Raw genomic sequence first — 16,451 nt, 5'->3', positions numbered from 1 at the left:
GAGTGGTGAGCTGTACGTAGATTTAGCTGCTATTAATGATTTCAATATTAAAGAATCATTTGATTTAAACCTGCCTTTATTTAAAATAAATTTTAAATGTGGTGCCTTTGTTTAAATCGCTTTCTACTTCTATTTTGCCACCCATGGCTTCTACTTGGTTTTTAGAAATAAATAAACCAAATCCTCTGGCATCGGCGTTGCCATTAAACGTTTGATAGATCCCAAACATTTTATCGCCGTATTTTTTTAAGTCTATACCAATGCCATTATCAGACATTCTTAACACTAATTGTCCGTTTTCTTCAAAACAGGTTATAGAAATAACTGGTTTCCTATCGGGATGACTGTAACGCAATGCATTAGAAATTAGGTTGAGCAAAATACTTTCTAGATACGATCTGTTGTACGTAATCTCTATATGTGGATCAACTTTGTTTAAAATTGTTGCTTGTCTACTTAAAATCTGAGCATTTTGTGTGGTTAATGTTTTTATAATGTAATCGTACAGATTTAATGGTTCTACAATAATATCTATGCTGGTTTGAATATTGATAACATTGTTTAGGTTAAACAAGGTTTCGTTTAAATTATTGGCTACCGTTTTTAATAGCTGTATCATTTCGTTTCTATCGTCTTCTGTTTTTGCACTTTCTATTAAGGCAGAAATGCCTTGTATATTGCTAGAATGCGAACGTAAATTGTGCGAAACGATGTAAGAGAAATTAAGTAAGCGTTTATTTTGCTCGGTTACCAACTGATATGATTTATTTAAAGTGGCTTCTGCATGTTTCTGATTGGTAATATCAATCATAATCCCTCTTAATTTTACAGGTTGTCCAACTTCTTTAATAATGGTTACAATATCTCTAATCCAAACTATGGATTTATCTTTTGCAATCATCCGGTATTCAAAATCACGCTGTTTTTCTTCTTTGGTACTTTTAGAGATATAGGTTTCTACTCTCTCTTTGTCTTCTGGGTGTAAATGATCAAACCAAAACCTTGGGATATTCATAAACTGTTTAGGTGTATACCCTAAAATATCCTGCACTTTTTTACTGGTAAATGTGTAGGTACTATCTTCCGGATTTCCTTCCCACACAATACCATCTACTGTGTTAATAAGCGATTCGATACGTTGTTGAGAGGCGATTAAAATTTGTTCTTCTCGTTTACGTTTGGTTACATCTTCTACAATTACAATATGGTTGGTGGGTTCTTCGCCTACATTCCACAGGGGAGTTATAATTACATTGCCCCAAATTACCTTACCCTCCTTTGTTAAATATCTTTTCTCGTTGTTATACTGCCTAATGTTTCCACTTAAAATCTGTTTAAAGAGGTCTCTATCTTCTGCTAAATCATCGGGGTAAATAACCGATTTAATTTTTTTACTCATTAACTCTTCTTCGGTATAACCTAAAAAATTACACAGATGTTGGTTAACTTCTAAAATTTGACCTGTTAGTGAACTTATTCTGGCAATGCCGATGGCAGCATGATCAAAAATGTTTTTAAACTTGCTTTCGGTATCTATTAATTGCGATGCTTGATGAGAAACTGTTCCTTGCAATAGCGCTTGTTTTTTAAGTAATCTGGTTAATAAATAACTAGATAAGCCTGTTAAACCTATACCAAATAATACGGCACTTATTAATTGAAGCCAGCTACTGTAAGGGTTTACGTTAACTACGTATAGTTTCCAATCGCCATCGGGGAAATTGATGGCTTTAGCTTGTTGCCCGGTAAAATCCTGTGTAGAAGGAAGAAAGAACTCTTCTTTATGGGTTATGTCGTTTACTTTAGAGAATTGAAATTGGTAATCTTCGTACTTTTTATTATCAATTCCTGCTGCTTCGAATAGTTTTTCGAGTTTAATGACTACAGCCGAAAAACCCCAAAATTTATTATTGATAAACAACGGTAATCTGCCTATTACACCTACCCCACCTTGGGTAAGTTTAACCGGGCCTTGGTAATACATTTTTCTACTCTTAATTGCTTTTTCGGCTTCGAGTATAGTTCGCGGAGGACTTTTATAAAGGTTTAAATTAAGTACGGCTTCATTTCCTTTTAGGGGATAGATATATTTTACTACACCATTTGGTACGAGTTGCACTGCTTGTAAATCTGGGTTTGAGGCAATTAGTTGTTTAGCAACTTCATCGAAATTTTGTGGAACGCCATTATTATCTACCGTAAGTGCTAACGTGAGTGCAACGGTATAATGGTTTTTTAACGTTTGCTCTATGTTCTGCTCTACGCCATCTAGAATATTAGAAATTTCTCGTTCTTTATTTTCTTGAAAAAGTTGGTAACGCTGACTAACAATTAAACCGATAAGACTAAGTAGAAATAGAAAGAATATAAACCCTGATGTTCTAGGTCTTGATAAAAACCAAGCCGATAGCTTACGTGGTTTCTTCTCCATGGCTATTTAAAGAAGCTTGAGGTTAGTACTAGCATGAACCAATTTGATGAGGGCGTGTTAACTACGCTAATATACTAAAATTGGTTAAATGGTGTGGCAACAAATAAAAATTATAGTAAACCACATAAGTACCTACTCGTCATTCCCAACTCGATTGGGAATCGTAATGCTATAGCAAACCTTTTTATCGCTTTAGGATTCCCGTTTTCACGGGAATGACGAGCAGTGAGGCAAAGACGAGAAGGATGGTAAAAAACTTACAACTTCTCTATCAACTCTATTGCTTGCTGATAATGCGTAGTGCCTTTAGGGATTTTTTGCAACCATGTTTTACACTCCGCTTTTTTATCTTCTTTTAAATAGCTTAATGCAATGCCATAAGCAGAATCATATTTAAATACAGATTCACCAGTATAAATTTGAGTTAACACTTTTCTACCGCTATCTAATTGTGTTGTTTCTAATAAAGTTAAACCGTAATAATAACCAAGCATTGCATTTGCTGGCTCCTTAACATATAACTTTTCGAGTATAGTTTTAGCTGCCGAATAATTTTTCTCATTGTACAATGCTGCAGCTTTGTCTAAATCTGTTGTAGCTTCTGCTCCCCTTTCTGTAACTAACATTTGTCCGTTGTTAGCATATTTTTCATATAAATTACTTCTCCAAGGTGCCCAAACTAAAAGTCCAACAATTAAAACCGCAGCAACTCCAGTTAACCATTTAAGCGCAGGTTTAAAGGAAATAACTTTCGGTTCATCTCTAAAGTATTGCTTGTTTAATCCTTTTAAAGTATTCTTAAATCGTTCATCGTTTGCATCATTTGCCAATTGCATTTTTAAACTTTGATGAATGTGCTGGTAATCTTTTAAGTGTTGCTGCAACTCTTCATCGCTTTGCATACGCGTTTCAAATGCAGCACTTTCATCCTCATTCAAATCTCCCTCAGCATAACGGGCAGTTAGTAAAATTTTATCCTCAGTCATCTTTTCTATTTATTTACCTGAACCAATTTAATAAGGCTCGCCATACATTCCGATTTCTTTTTTCTTAAATAGCCATACGTAACGCCCAATGCTTCTGCTACTTTTTCTTGTGCATCGCCCTGCATACTCCATCTAATGATTTCTTTGCAACGCTCGCCCAATTTCTCAAAAGCTTTTAAAAACAAAGTAGACTGTTCTTGTTGTTGTTCCAATAGTTCAGCTTGTTCAAATGTATCCTCGCCGATATGTAATAAGTCGTCCTCGTTTTTTGTTACCGGTAAAATGGATCTTTTTTTCAATTCATTTAACCATTTACGTTTACACACCAATAAAAGAAAAGGTTCAAACGGACAAGTGAGTTGTAAATTTTTGTATTTAGCCTGATTATAGATATCTACTAAAGCTTCCTGAAAAATATCCTCGGCATCGCTAGTTGTTCCGTTATTAAAAACGATAAAAGATTTCACTTTGCCTGCGCACTTTTTATAAATCTCGTTAACTACCCCGGTATCATTAGTTATCAACGCTGTTAAATAACGCTGATCGGGATGTACTGCTTTAGCCATTGACAAGTGATTTTGAGGGATTTTGTGCTCTAATTTAATGTTTCTTCCGCATTGCGAAAAAAAAATTAAAAATAAGGGGTAACAAATTTTGGATACGACTTATATAACATCAAACCCTATAAAATGGCGGCTGCTGAAAAGCCTTTAAAGAGTAAGCAAAACTGTAAAAACTAGAAATCATGAAAAAATTTAACTTAACCTATGTAATCGTTGCCCTTATCATTTTATGTTCGGCAGCATGTAAAAAAGATTCAAACACTAAAGGTGTTGCAAAATCGGCTAAAGAATTTGCAGAACTATACGGACCAGAAGTTCAAACCTTAAAAATGAACAACACCGTAGAACATACCTTTACCTTAAAAGGCGGAACAAAAATCACTATTCCAGCTGGTGCGTTGAAAATTGGTGGCGTTGCCATAACTGGCGATGTAACCTATAGTGCAATTGAAGTATTAAATAGAAGTTCAGTTTTATTTAGCGGCACAAACACTAACCATATTAGTGGCGCTCCTTTAGCATCTGATGGTTTTATTTACTTAAATGCAAGTGTAAACGGTGTAAAAGTAGATCAAGCGTTAAGTGCTGCTATTAAAATTTCAATCCCTGCAAAAAGAGCTGGCGTTACGCAAATTTGGGAAGGTGTAGAAAAAGTAGGTGCAGATAATCAGATGGCATGGCAAGCACCTGCACAAGCAGCAAATGGTGTAGGTATTAAAAGAGATTCGGAAGCAATTGGCGGTAATTTCACATTTGATATGGGAAATTTAGGATGGATTAACTGTGATGTGTTTTATAGCTATACCAATCCGAAAACTACCACTAGAGTAACGTTGGTAAACAACCCAGGTACCATGGCTTCATTTAGAGCATTTAGCGGAGAAACTTTTGTGTTCTTCTGTGCAAAAGGAAGTAATGTAGCTGCTCAATTATACACTCCAGATGGTGCTAACAAAGTAAAAAGTTACGATGATATGATGCCAATTGGTGTACAAGGTAAATATTTATCGTTCTGTATAAAAGATGGAAAATATTATTATGCTGAGCAGGAAACAACCATTGTTGCTAGTCAAAGCATTACATTAACATTGGTTGAAACTACCGAAGCACAAGTTCAACTCGCCATTAATAGTTTAGATGGTTACTAAGATAAAAATTCCCTAATTTTTAACTGAAAGATGGAGCCCGTTATGGGTTTCATCTTTTTTAGTCATTTCTTTATTACAAATAAAATTATATAAATTTATTAGTGATGAAAACGCTACTCTTAATTTTATGCTGCATGAGTATAACTATACTACATGCTCAGGTTTTACCAACCGATACGGTACCTGCCATTATTAAATACACCACGGAAAATGGCGCTACTAAATTCGATTCGGAACTTAGACCATTGCGTCAAATAGCGGGAGCTCCTGCCCCATTCTATACTTATTTTTGGGAGTTTGGCGACGGTGGATTTAGCTTTGAGAAAGATCCTATTCATCAGTATAAAAAAACAGACTCGGTAAAAGTGAGGCTTTTTGCGACTAATAATTACGATGACGGCAAACGCCCACCTACTAAACCACGACCAATAAAACCACTTACCCCTAAACCAATGCTAGCGTCTAATGATCCTTCTGGATTATTTAAAATGGGCGGAAACATAGAACTAAAAAGTAATTGTATGCCCAAACCTGGCGACGATATGATGTTGGTTTTTGGTTATAGAAACAAAGCAACAAATGGTCAACAAAATGTGAATGGTACTGTTGCTATTTTATATAATGATAGAGAATTTGCGAATAACAATTTTGTATTGGCTGAAACTAGAACGTACAACAACGAGAAAAAAGGTGATTTAAAATCGATGTTAACCACTGCATACGTACCCAGCAAAAAAAATGCTCCTGTTTATTATGCTTCTTTAACCAATGAAATGCCAAGTACAACCGCATTTGATGAGAAAGTGTTGTTAAAAGATAAAGCAAAGGATTTTAAAAGCAGTGAAAGCTGGAGATTTGAAAACTTACAACAAGGTGAAGAACGTTTTCTTTTCATGCATTTTAAAACTACACCAGAAATGGTGAAGGATACGAATGCAGTGGTGAGAATTTCCGCTGTTTTTATTCCTGATAATCCTTTACTAGAAACTGAGTTCTTTAACATGGAATTGCAAATTGTTGCTTCTCACGATCCAAATAAAATGGTGCTCAGAAAAAGCAGAATGAATTATCGTTTTACAGGAAAAAACAGAGAGTTAACTTATAAAATTCGTTTTCAGAATACAGGAGAAGGTCCAGCAAAAAAGATTGATGTTGCCGCAAACATTTCTGAAGTATTTAGCATGACTACACTAAGAGTTACCAAAACAAAACCCGAGGTAGTGAATTGCGATTCGGCTTATACCGGACAAAGCTGTATTAAAACCATTAAAGGAACAGATAGTGTTCACTTTGTGTTTAGTAATATTTACCTACCGGGATTACAGCAAAAAGGTGTAAACGATGCAGACTCTACTATGGGTTTTGTAGAATATAAAATCAGATTTAAAGAGAAACCTAAAAAGCTACCCATAAAAAGTGGAGCGGCAATTGTATTTGACAAAAACGAACCTATTTACACCAACAGAGCTGTTGGCCGATTTAAAATGGGTTTATCTCCTGCGTTAATCATAGGCTATGGTTTCCCTTTCCAAACAGATAACAAGAACTATTTGAACGATAAAAACTTTGTAATTGGTGCAAGTTTAGCACCTTATGCACCGCATCGTTCATATTGGCAAGTAGAAGTTTATTTAAACACGTTTAAGGAAAACACTTTCTTGGTGAATACAGATGTTGGGATATCTAGAGATACCATAGTTAATAAAATTCCGTATCGGATTGATAGAAAAGATAATTACAGAACTACTAAAATTATGACCATTAATGCTGTGCCCTTACAATTTAGGTACAACCTGAATAAATATATTGGTGCAGGTGCAGGCACATTGGTTTCTGTTAATTTATACGATAAATCTACAGATGAATTGCGATATAGATTAATTCCGGCGCAAGGCACACAAGTAAACTTAAATGTAATTGCAAATGATTTGACCAAGCGTTTTTCAGATATCAATGCTTCCTTTTTTGCAGATGTACAATTGGGTTTAGTTCATGTAGGCCCATCTATTGGCTTCAGGTATTTATACGATCCAAAAACTAACAATAGCCGCATGGGTACGTATCTAACTTGGAAGTTATAAGAATAGATATCCCGTCATGCTCGTCATACCCGTCATGCTGAGCGTAGTCGAAGCATCTTTCCTGTTATAAAGGCCCTGAAATAAACAGCGAAGCTTTCTTGAAGACAAAAATCAATGAAAGCTATTGAAAAATTCAGGGTGACGACCGTTTATAGAAATCTATTTAATAAATTAGCTGAAATGCAATCCTATTTATGCGTTCAGCCCTTTTACGTTACACTCTTATTTTCATATTTCTTTGCGTAAATAGCTATGTTTTTGCACAGGGTGATGCCGTAAAACGTAAACTAGACTCTCTTCAAACAAAAAACAATTTGAATGAATGGCTGTATGAAAGGTTAGATTACGTGAGCTTAAATCCGCAGCAGCGATTGTTGTTTTTACTCGAAACTCAGAAAAAGCTTTGGCGTCAACCAAAAACTCAAGATGAATATTACGCTTATCTCGATCTTTTAAATACACAAGGATATTATCAATTGTTAGCTGGAAATATATTATCAGCTATTGATAGTTATGAAGCGGCATTTGTCTATTACAAAAAAAACAAAGTTGCCAGCTATGATATTGTCGAGTATACTTTAAAACCATTAAGCAACAATTATACACGTTTAGGTGATTATGAAAGAGCTTTATTCTTACAGCAAAAAGCGGTTAACTTTCTTATCCAAACAAAAGATAAACCCGAAAACATAGCTGCGGTTTATAGTAACATGGCTATTTCTTATCGTTCTATGGGAAACTTTAGCGATGCTGAAAAAAGCATAAAAGCTGGATTAGCATTGGTAAAGCCAGGTACACAAGTCGATATCATTTTAAACAATATTTTGGCCGATATATTTTTCGACCAAAAAGAATATATAAAAGCGGCAAAACTGATTGAAACAAATATCAATAAGCAAAAAAATATAAAATCAGAGAATGCCTATTGGTTAATGAGCACTTACACAACAGCTGGTAATATTTATTTAGCATTAAGCAAAACTCAAAAAGCCGATGAATATTTTAATAAAGCCTTAAACGTACTTAACACCTATAATGCGAATAGTCGATTTCGAGAAAAAGCTAACATTTTAACTCAACTTGGCCGAATAAAATTGCTGCAAAATCAACCATTAGTAGCATTACAGTTCTTTAATAAAACGCTTACTACTTTAAAAATCGTTGACAAAAATAATTCGCTTATTATCAGCAAAATATATGGCGATAATAAATTGGTAGAAGTTTTTGAGCAAATGGCAAATGCTTATCTCCTACTTAAAAAACCTACCGAAGCTTTTCAACATATAAAACTGGGGTTGCTTTCTGCTGATAAAATTAGAAGCGAGTTTGCAGATGATGAAACAAAAGAACGTTTACAAGCTGATCTTAAAATTATAGCTGAAAGAGGAATAGAAATTAGTTTTAATCTGTATCAACAAACAAAAGATAAAAGTCTATTAACTGGCATTTTAGATTTGGCTGAACAAAATAAAGCAAGAACACTTTTAGATCAGATTAATAGAAATCAGTTATTAAATGCAGCCAACAAAAAGGATTCTCTTTTTATAAAGAAACAAGCTTTAGAGCGAGCAGTTATTTATAATGAGAAACAAGCCTTAGAGGCAAAAGAGAATGAAAATGCAAAAACTATAGCTTCTTTAAAATATGATCTCGCGTTAATTAACAAACAGATTAAACAAAAATATAAACAATTCAATTTTGATAATGAAGTTAAGGTTTCCAGTCTATTATCTGCCTTGCCAAACAAAAAAATATTGGAGTATTTTGTAGGTAGAAATGCTATTTATCTAATCGATATTAAGGATAGAAAAATAGATGATGTAATAAAAATAGAGAATGCTTCTAACATAGAATCATTAATAAAAACATATTCAAATACTTATTTTCAGCATGGGCCAAATGCGATGTTAAATGCGCCTAAAGAATTCTTTTTAGCATCCAATAAAATCTATCAATCCATTTTAAAAGATATTAAATTAACTAAAAATGAACCTGTCATTATAGTACCTGATGAAGTTTTAGGTTACATTTCTTTTGATGGATTAATCACCACTAATCAATACACACCCAACATTTCGAGCTGGCCATTTCTCATAAAAAACAATACCATTACCTATGCATTTTCGCTTAAAACATTAACCGCTAATAAAACTGAAGTTAACCATAAAGATTTTGCAGGATTGTTTATTACGCATCAAAAAAACAGCAATAAACCACTAAAAGCGGTGCAAGATGAGGCAGATGGCATCAAAAAATTAATACGTGGAAAGTTTCTATTTAACGATGAAGTAAACTCCAAAACGTTCATCAACGCCTTTGAAGAAAGTAAAATTTTACATATTGGCACGCATGCTTATTTATCTGGCAAAAGCCAAGAACCTACGTTAGATTTTGGGAAAGAGAAAATCTTTCTATTTGAACTTGCCGCAAAGAAAAGTGCACCATCTTTAGCTGTGTTAAGTGCTTGTCGCACAGCGGATGGTTTATTAGCCAACGGCGAAGGCATTATCAGTTTATCTAGAGGATTTAATGCCATTGGTACGCCAGCCACAATTGCTGGTTTATGGAATGTGAATGATGTTACTGCTTCAGTAATTACTGGTAATTTTTACAAGCATTTGTTAGCGCATAAAAGTAATGGAGAGGCATTACATTCGGCAAAATTAGATTGGCTAAATGCTAATCAAACTACTGATGCACTTTATTTGCCTTATTATTGGGATAGTTTAATTTATATGGGCACAGATCAGCAAATAGCTATGCAGCCAGCTATAAGTTGGAGATTATGGATGGGAATTGGTGTTGGGATTTGCTTATGTTTAGCGCTAGTGGTTTTCTGGAGAAAGAAGAGATTTCCACGTCGCTATGCTCCTCGCAATGACGACTAGGTTAGAAAACAATAAAATAAATTTTCTGCGGAATTGCTTTAAAAACAAATTTGGTTACTTCACATAGCCAAAGCTTAAGTGCTACTTTTTTATCCTGATAGCTTTCTAAAAAATAAATACCACCACCGCCTAAATTATCTTCACGTATACGCAAAAGCGTAAGGACTTCGGCACCGTCAAATTGTTCGTCGGATAATGTGAGTTTTACAGTTGAGGCATTGTTGCTGACTAAATCTAACCATTTATCGGCTCCTTCTACCATTTGTAAATCTTCCGGATCTCCATTCCATTCTGGCAAGTTCAGATACCATTCGTTCTTTTCATTCTTATAAAATTCGAAGTCTCTTTTTACCATTTATATTAAACTCCTTTTTTAAAAATAACAACACCCAATGGTGGAATATTAATTGCAATGGATTGTTTCTGATTATTGAAAGAAATATTTTCTGCCGGCAATGTTTCAGTATTTAATTTTCCGCTACCATAAAACGCTTCCGCATCGGTATTAAAAATTTCTTTCCATTTACCCTTCATCGGGATACCAATTCTGAAATTTTCTCGGTAAACTGGCGTCAAATTAAGTACGATAACTAACGTATCTTTTGCTTTATCAGATTTTCTTGCATAAATAAACACCGAATTATCTGCATCGTCTGCGTTAATCCATTCAAAGCCTTCGTAAGAAAAATTGTATTTGTATAAGGCTGGTTCTTTTCTATATAACAGATTTAAAGCCTTCACGAATTGTTGCATACCTGCGTGTGGTGCATGTTGCAATAAATCCCAACTTAACGATTCAGTAAAATTCCATTCGTTTGTTTGCGCAAATTCATTGCCCATAAATAACAATTTCGTGCCGGGATGCGTAAACATATATGCATAAAGTGTACGCAGGTTAGCGAATTTTTGCCATTCATCTCCTGGCATTTTATAAATCATAGATGATTTGCCATGCACTACTTCATCATGCGAAAAAGGCAACATAAAGTTTTCTGTAAAGGCATACGTCATGCTAAAGGTTAACTGATGATGATGGAACTTTCTATTGATAGGATCGTTTTTGAAATATTTCAAGGTATCGTTCATCCATCCCATCATCCATTTCATACCAAAACCTAAACCGCCTGCATAAACTGGTCGCGTAACACCATCAAAAGTGCTACTTTCTTCTGCTATAGTTTGTACACCTTTATACTGTCCGTAAATTGCTTCGTTTAAATCTTTCAGAAACTGGATAGCACCTAAATTTTCACTCCCTCCGTATTCATTTGTTCCCGCCTCTTCTGCAGTTCTCGAGAAATCGAAATATAACATAGAAGCAACAGCATCTACACGTAAACCATCGGCATGATATTTATCTATCCAAAACATCGCATTGCTGATTAAGAATGAGCGAACTTCATTTCTATCGTAATTAAAGATGTAAGATTTCCAATCGGGATGAAAACCCTTGCGCATATCGGCATGTTCAAATAAATGGGTACCATCAAAATTAAATAAGCCATTCGCATCGCCTGGAAAATGTGATGGAACCCAATCTAATATTACTGCGATATTATTTTTGTGCAGTTCTTCTATTAAGTGCATTAGATCTTGCGGAGCGCCATGTCTGGAACTTGCGGCGAAATATCCAGTAATCTGATATCCCCAAGATGGGTAATACGGATACTCCATAATCGGCATCAGTTCTACATGCGTAAAACCCATTTCCAAAATGTAAGGAACTAAGCTTTTAGCAATTTCGCCATAGCTTAACACTCTTTCTGGATCGCTAGGATCGCGTTGCCATGAACCTAAATGTAGTTCGTAAACAGACATTGGCTGGTCTAGTGCATTGAGTTTTGGGCGTTTAGTTAACCACGATTTATCTTTCCATGTATAATCTGTATCCCAAACTATAGAAGCCTTTTGTGGGGGATGTTCCCAACGCAACGCATATGGATCTCCTTTTTCTATATCACTCCCATCAAACCCTTTGATATAATATTTGTACACCTCGCCTTTGCCAACATGTGGAATAAATCCTTCCCAAATACCTGATGCATCCCAACGTTTATTTAGTGGATGACTTTCTCTGTTCCATCCGTTAAAGTTGGCTATAACCGCTACTTGTTGTGCATTGGGCGCCCAAACGGCAAAATAAGTTCCGTTAATTTTATTGACTGTACAAAGGTGCGCACCCATTTTTTCGTACAAACGGAAATGCTTTCCTGATACGAATAAAGAAACATCGAAATCGGTAAATAAACTGTGAACCCAAACACTTTTAGCAAAATCTGTAAATGGATTTTCCTTTGTTATTGCTTTTGCTTCTTTAGCAGGAGTACTTTTTTTTGTGTTGGTCATTTTCGTTTTCGATTAATCAGTTATATTTTTAACAATAAAGCAACTCTACTATTTAAACAATTAACCCAATATTACGCCCCTATAATCTTAATGTGTATAAAGTTTTTATTCGATTTAAATCTTAATCTACTGCGTTCATCGATGTTAAAATCTGTTACTTCTTTATCATCGACAAAAATCTTGCTTACTTTAAATGGCAAACCAATTACGTTATAGTCGTACAATTCATAGTTTGGTGTATACAAACCTTCCGTATCTTGTCTGATAAATAAGTTTTTACCATCACCTTTTACGTTAAATTTCTTCTCTAAATAAATGTCTTGTTCATAAGCAAATGTATCTCCATGATCTTCAAATAAGAATGAATTTACTTCGTAATCTGCATAATATACGTTTAACCAAACTTCGTCTATCGGTTTCTCGCCAACATATTGCATTACTGGATATTCTGGAATTACCGATCCTGCTCGTACAAACAAAGGCATATCCTCTAACGGAGCAGCAATGGTGTATTCATTTTCTCCGTTTAACAATTCGTGCGTCCAGAAGTTGTACCATTGTCCTTTTGGTAAATACACAATTCTAGAAACTGCACCTTGTTCTAACACAGGGCAAACTAAAATTTTATCTCCAAATGTAAATTCATCCTGACGGTAATGATTGCTCACTTTATCTTGTTCCAACATTACCAACGGTCTTAAAATTGGGAAACCATAACGGTGATGTTCCCAAAAAACCGAATATATATACGGCATTAACCGATATCTTAATTCTATAAACTTACGGTTAATGCTCGTAAAAGGTTCTCCAAAACTCCAAGGTTCGCGTTCAGCAGTATCACCAGCAGAATGTGCTCTCATAAATGGAGAAAAAGTACCTAATTGTATCCAGCGGGTAAATAATTCGCCATCTGGCTCACCACTAAAACCACCAATATCTGTTCCTACAAATGGAACACCAGAAATAGACATTCGTTGACATTGTATATTGCCGATTTTTAAATGTTCCCAAGTGGCTACGTTATCTCCCGTCCATACGCAGGCGTAACGTTGCACACCAGAATAGCCTGCTCTGGTTATAGTAAAAGGACGTTTATTACGCATTAATTTCTTCAAACCATCATAAGTAGAACGTACCATTTGCATACCATACACATTATGTGCTTTACGGTGCGAACCACGATAACCATCGTAATTATGCCTTACATCATTAGGGAAAGTACCTGCGCCAAAAACTGCTGGTTCGTTCATGTCGTTCCAGAAACCTGCAACACCTAAATCTACTAGTTCTTTATATAATCCGCCAAACCATTCTCTTACGGTTGGATTGGTAAAATCTGGAAATTGGCATCTACCCGGCCAAACATGCCCTTCCATAAAGTAATCATCGCTTCGGCGACAGAAGTAATTGTATTCTTTTCCTTCTTTAAATACCCAATAATTATCGTCTACTTTAATTCCTGGATCTATCATTACAACGGTTTTCATACCGATGTTCAATAAATCTTTGATCATCTTTTTAGGATCTGGAAAGTATTTCTTGTTCCAAGTAAAACAACGATAGCCATCCATGTAATCGATATCGAGGTAAATCGCATCGCAAGGAATTTGATGTGACCTAAAACTTTCAGCAATTTCTCTAACTTTCTTTTCTGGATAATAACTCCAACGACATTGATGAAAACCTAAAGCCCATTTTGGTGGCAATTGATGTGTTCCTGTTAAGGTTTGGTAACGCTTAACCACATCCATCATGTGTGGCCCATGAATGTAATAATATTGTAACTCGCCTCCATCTGCCCAAAAACTTGTTTTAGTACCGTTTTCGTTAGCGAAATCAAAATAAGAACGGAATGTATTATCGAAGAAAATTCCATATCCGGCACCTTGATGTATACCTATATAAAACGGAATTGTGCGGTACAAAGGATCTTGATCCCAACCAAATGAATAGGCATCTGTATTCCAATTTTGGAATTTTCTGCCCCGCAAATTCATGTTACCCGATTTATCTCCTAAACCGAAGAAGTTTTCTTCTGGCAAGCATTCTTTTGTTGCGTAAACATAATAACCACCAAATTCTACATTTTCTTCCCAATGCATTGGAGAAGTATCTTGGCTCATAATCGTGCCACTTGTATTGTCGACAAAAGAGATTAAGAAGTTTTCTTTTTTAACTTTACACGTTACAGTATTGGTAGAAATCGAATAATATTCGTCACTTTCTTCTAACTTAAAAGTGGTTACTTTTTGATCTACTAGTGGAACCGCATATGAAAAATCATCTAAGAAAACGCCATGTGGCGCTAACCGTACTCTAATAATTTCATCACTAACAACTCTTACTTCTACCCGAGCATTTCCATCAGAAAAATAAAACTTGTTCTTTTCTTTTTTAACTCCTTTTACTTCTGTTAAATACTGTTTAACTATTGGTTTTAAACTAGTTACAGGATTGTTAAGATGTTGAATTATATCGTCTTCTATATGATCTGATGCTGCTGCAGCTATAATTTCTTCCTTTTCGTCTTGGTTTTTTCCTTCTTCCATAAAAATTTAACTCTCTGTCAATATGCTTAACTTAATACTTCTGTATCTTCCGCTTGATGCGTAATTACCTTTTTATCGGTAATTAAGAAATTAGCTAAGCCTCCAATAATCAAAGAAGTGCCTGCTAATAGCATTGCATTAATTACCGCCGAACCAAAAATTAGATGGTATAAATAGTTTAAACCACCCGTTGCAGCGATAATTTGCGGAATTACAATAAACATATTAAAAATCCCCATATAAATCCCCATTTTTTTAGGATTTATAGCACTCGACAACATAGCGTAAGGCATAGAGAGTATACTTCCCCATGAAATTCCTATTAGAATAAATGAATAAATTAACTGCTGTGGCTCTTGAATAAAGTACATAGAAATGAAACCTAATCCGCCAGCAATTAAACTAAACATATGAATATATTTTCTGTTGATACTTTTTTTAGCGGCATAAAAAGTAAGTAAAAGCGCAAATGCCATGGATGATAATCCGTACATACCCATGTAAGAACCCACTAAATCGGCCGCATCATTATATGCTTTACTTGCCGACATAAATAATGCTTTTGAGCTTTCATCGGCCATATTAAAAGCACTTTCTATGGGTGCTGGCGCATGAAAAACATGTGTAGTTAATGCTGGCGTAGCTAAACTCCACATGGCAAAGAATGCAAACCAGCTAAAAAATTGTATTACACCCAGCAATTTCATTGTTTTAGGCATTTGGCCGATGCTAGAAAATATTTCTTTAAATCCGTTTAAAAAGCCTTTGCTCTGCTCATTTTCTTTTTTAAATTCTTCTAAATCATCTGGCGGATATTCTGAAGTGGTGAAAATGGTGTATAAAACTGAACCTAAAAAAACAACTCCACCAATAGCAAACGCAATTTTTACCGATAATGGAACAATTCCTGGCAAGGCTTCATTAGAAACTCCTAATTTATTAACCAACCACGGTAAATTACTGGCAATCCATGTACCTACACCAATAATTAAGGTTTGCATTACGAAACCATACGAACGTTGGGAATCGGGTAATTTATCGGCAACCAAAGCCCTAAAAGGTTCCATTGTAATGTTGATAGACGCATCTAAAACCCATAAACATCCTGCAGCCATCCATAAAACTGGAGAATTTGGCAAGAAAAACAAGACAACAGTACTCAATACTGCTCCAATTAAAAAGAATGGTTTTCTTCTTCCCCATCTTGGATTCCACGTTCTATCACTTAAATAACCAATTATCGGTTGTACTAATAAACCCGTTAATGGTGCTGCAACCCACAAAGCAGGTATACTATCTTGGCTTGCGCCTAAGGTTTGAAAAATTCGAGACATAAAACCGCCTTGTAAGGCAAAGCCGAATTGAATACCCAAAAAGCCGAAGCTCATGTTAAAAATGCTCCAAAATGAAAGTTTTGGTTTACGTGAAAAATCGGTCATGGTTATGGTTGGTTTAGTCG

Annotated in this window: 10 protein-coding genes; 3 read left to right on the top strand and 7 right to left on the bottom strand. The window is 35.2% G+C overall.

What is annotated here, in order from left to right:
• Positions 1-76 precede the first annotated feature (76 nt).
• From GM921_RS01570 to GM921_RS01560, 3 genes are all read right to left on the bottom strand, one after another.
• Complete coding sequence (locus GM921_RS01570) at positions 77-2,431, bottom strand: PAS domain S-box protein (protein WP_182920857.1); 2,355 nt, start codon at positions 2,429-2,431, stop codon at positions 77-79.
• Between the two features lie 257 nt (positions 2,432-2,688).
• Complete coding sequence (locus GM921_RS01565; protein WP_182920856.1) at positions 2,689-3,417, bottom strand: hypothetical protein; 729 nt, start codon at positions 3,415-3,417, stop codon at positions 2,689-2,691.
• A gap of 5 nt (positions 3,418-3,422) precedes the next feature.
• Positions 3,423-3,983, bottom strand: a complete 561-nt coding sequence (locus GM921_RS01560) for an RNA polymerase sigma factor (protein WP_182920855.1) — start codon at positions 3,981-3,983, stop codon at positions 3,423-3,425.
• Between the two features lie 179 nt (positions 3,984-4,162).
• On the opposite strand from GM921_RS01560, the gene GM921_RS01555 reads away from it, so the two are divergent.
• From GM921_RS01555 to GM921_RS01545, 3 genes are all read left to right on the top strand, one after another.
• Entirely contained in the window at positions 4,163-5,128 is a 966-nt protein-coding gene (locus GM921_RS01555; RefSeq protein ID WP_182920854.1) for a hypothetical protein, read from the top strand.
• Between the two features lie 104 nt (positions 5,129-5,232).
• Positions 5,233-7,209: a PKD domain-containing protein gene (locus GM921_RS01550; RefSeq protein ID WP_449415946.1), complete on the top strand. Its 1,977-nt coding sequence runs from the start codon at positions 5,233-5,235 to the stop codon at positions 7,207-7,209.
• A gap of 194 nt (positions 7,210-7,403) precedes the next feature.
• Positions 7,404-10,097 (top strand): CHAT domain-containing protein, encoded by a 2,694-nt coding sequence (locus GM921_RS01545; protein ID WP_182920852.1) that lies wholly within the window; start codon positions 7,404-7,406, stop codon positions 10,095-10,097.
• A gap of 1 nt (position 10,098) precedes the next feature.
• Here the strand turns inward: GM921_RS01545 and GM921_RS01540 are convergent, their stop codons facing one another.
• The 4 genes from GM921_RS01540 to GM921_RS01525 all read right to left on the bottom strand — a co-directional run bounded on the left by GM921_RS01540 (position 10,099) and on the right by GM921_RS01525 (position 16,431).
• Positions 10,099-10,452 (bottom strand): DUF6717 family protein, encoded by a 354-nt coding sequence (locus GM921_RS01540; protein WP_182920851.1) that lies wholly within the window; start codon positions 10,450-10,452, stop codon positions 10,099-10,101.
• Between the two features lie 5 nt (positions 10,453-10,457).
• Positions 10,458-12,443 carry a 1,4-alpha-glucan branching protein GlgB gene (gene glgB, locus GM921_RS01535; RefSeq protein ID WP_182920850.1) on the bottom strand — a complete coding sequence of 662 codons (1,986 nt, stop codon included), beginning with the start codon at positions 12,441-12,443 and terminating at the stop codon, positions 10,458-10,460.
• A 71-nt stretch (positions 12,444-12,514) separates the two neighbouring features.
• A complete protein-coding gene (locus tag GM921_RS01530; protein ID WP_182920849.1) occupies positions 12,515-14,992 on the bottom strand; it encodes a glycoside hydrolase family 31 protein in 2,478 nt (825 codons plus the stop codon).
• A gap of 26 nt (positions 14,993-15,018) precedes the next feature.
• Positions 15,019-16,431, bottom strand: coding sequence for an MFS transporter (locus GM921_RS01525; protein ID WP_182920848.1), 1,413 nt, complete (start codon positions 16,429-16,431; stop codon positions 15,019-15,021).
• Positions 16,432-16,451 lie beyond the last annotated feature (20 nt).

This window comes from Pedobacter planticolens, from assembly GCF_014172375.1.
GTDB classification, from domain to species: Bacteria; Bacteroidota; Bacteroidia; order Sphingobacteriales; family Sphingobacteriaceae; genus Pedobacter; species Pedobacter planticolens.
This window is presented reverse-complemented; position numbering and strand designations above follow the sequence as displayed.

Excerpts from the sequence above, each read along its gene's own strand:
- GM921_RS01530 (WP_182920849.1), bottom strand. The coding sequence starts at position 14,992 with ATGGAAGAAGGAAAAAACCAAGACGAAAAGGAAGAAATTATAGCTGCA.
- GM921_RS01560 (WP_182920855.1), bottom strand. The coding sequence starts at position 3,983 with ATGGCTAAAGCAGTACATCCCGATCAGCGTTATTTAACAGCGTTGATA.
- GM921_RS01565 (WP_182920856.1), bottom strand. The coding sequence starts at position 3,417 with ATGACTGAGGATAAAATTTTACTAACTGCCCGTTATGCTGAGGGAGAT.
- GM921_RS01550 (WP_449415946.1), top strand. The coding sequence starts at position 5,233 with ATGAAAACGCTACTCTTAATTTTATGCTGCATGAGTATAACTATACTA.
- GM921_RS01555 (WP_182920854.1), top strand. The coding sequence starts at position 4,163 with ATGAAAAAATTTAACTTAACCTATGTAATCGTTGCCCTTATCATTTTA.
- glgB (WP_182920850.1), bottom strand. The coding sequence starts at position 12,443 with ATGACCAACACAAAAAAAAGTACTCCTGCTAAAGAAGCAAAAGCAATA.
- GM921_RS01540 (WP_182920851.1), bottom strand. The coding sequence starts at position 10,452 with ATGGTAAAAAGAGACTTCGAATTTTATAAGAATGAAAAGAACGAATGG.
- GM921_RS01525 (WP_182920848.1), bottom strand. The coding sequence starts at position 16,431 with ATGACCGATTTTTCACGTAAACCAAAACTTTCATTTTGGAGCATTTTT.
- GM921_RS01570 (WP_182920857.1), bottom strand. The coding sequence starts at position 2,431 with ATGGAGAAGAAACCACGTAAGCTATCGGCTTGGTTTTTATCAAGACCT.
- GM921_RS01545 (WP_182920852.1), top strand. The coding sequence starts at position 7,404 with ATGCGTTCAGCCCTTTTACGTTACACTCTTATTTTCATATTTCTTTGC.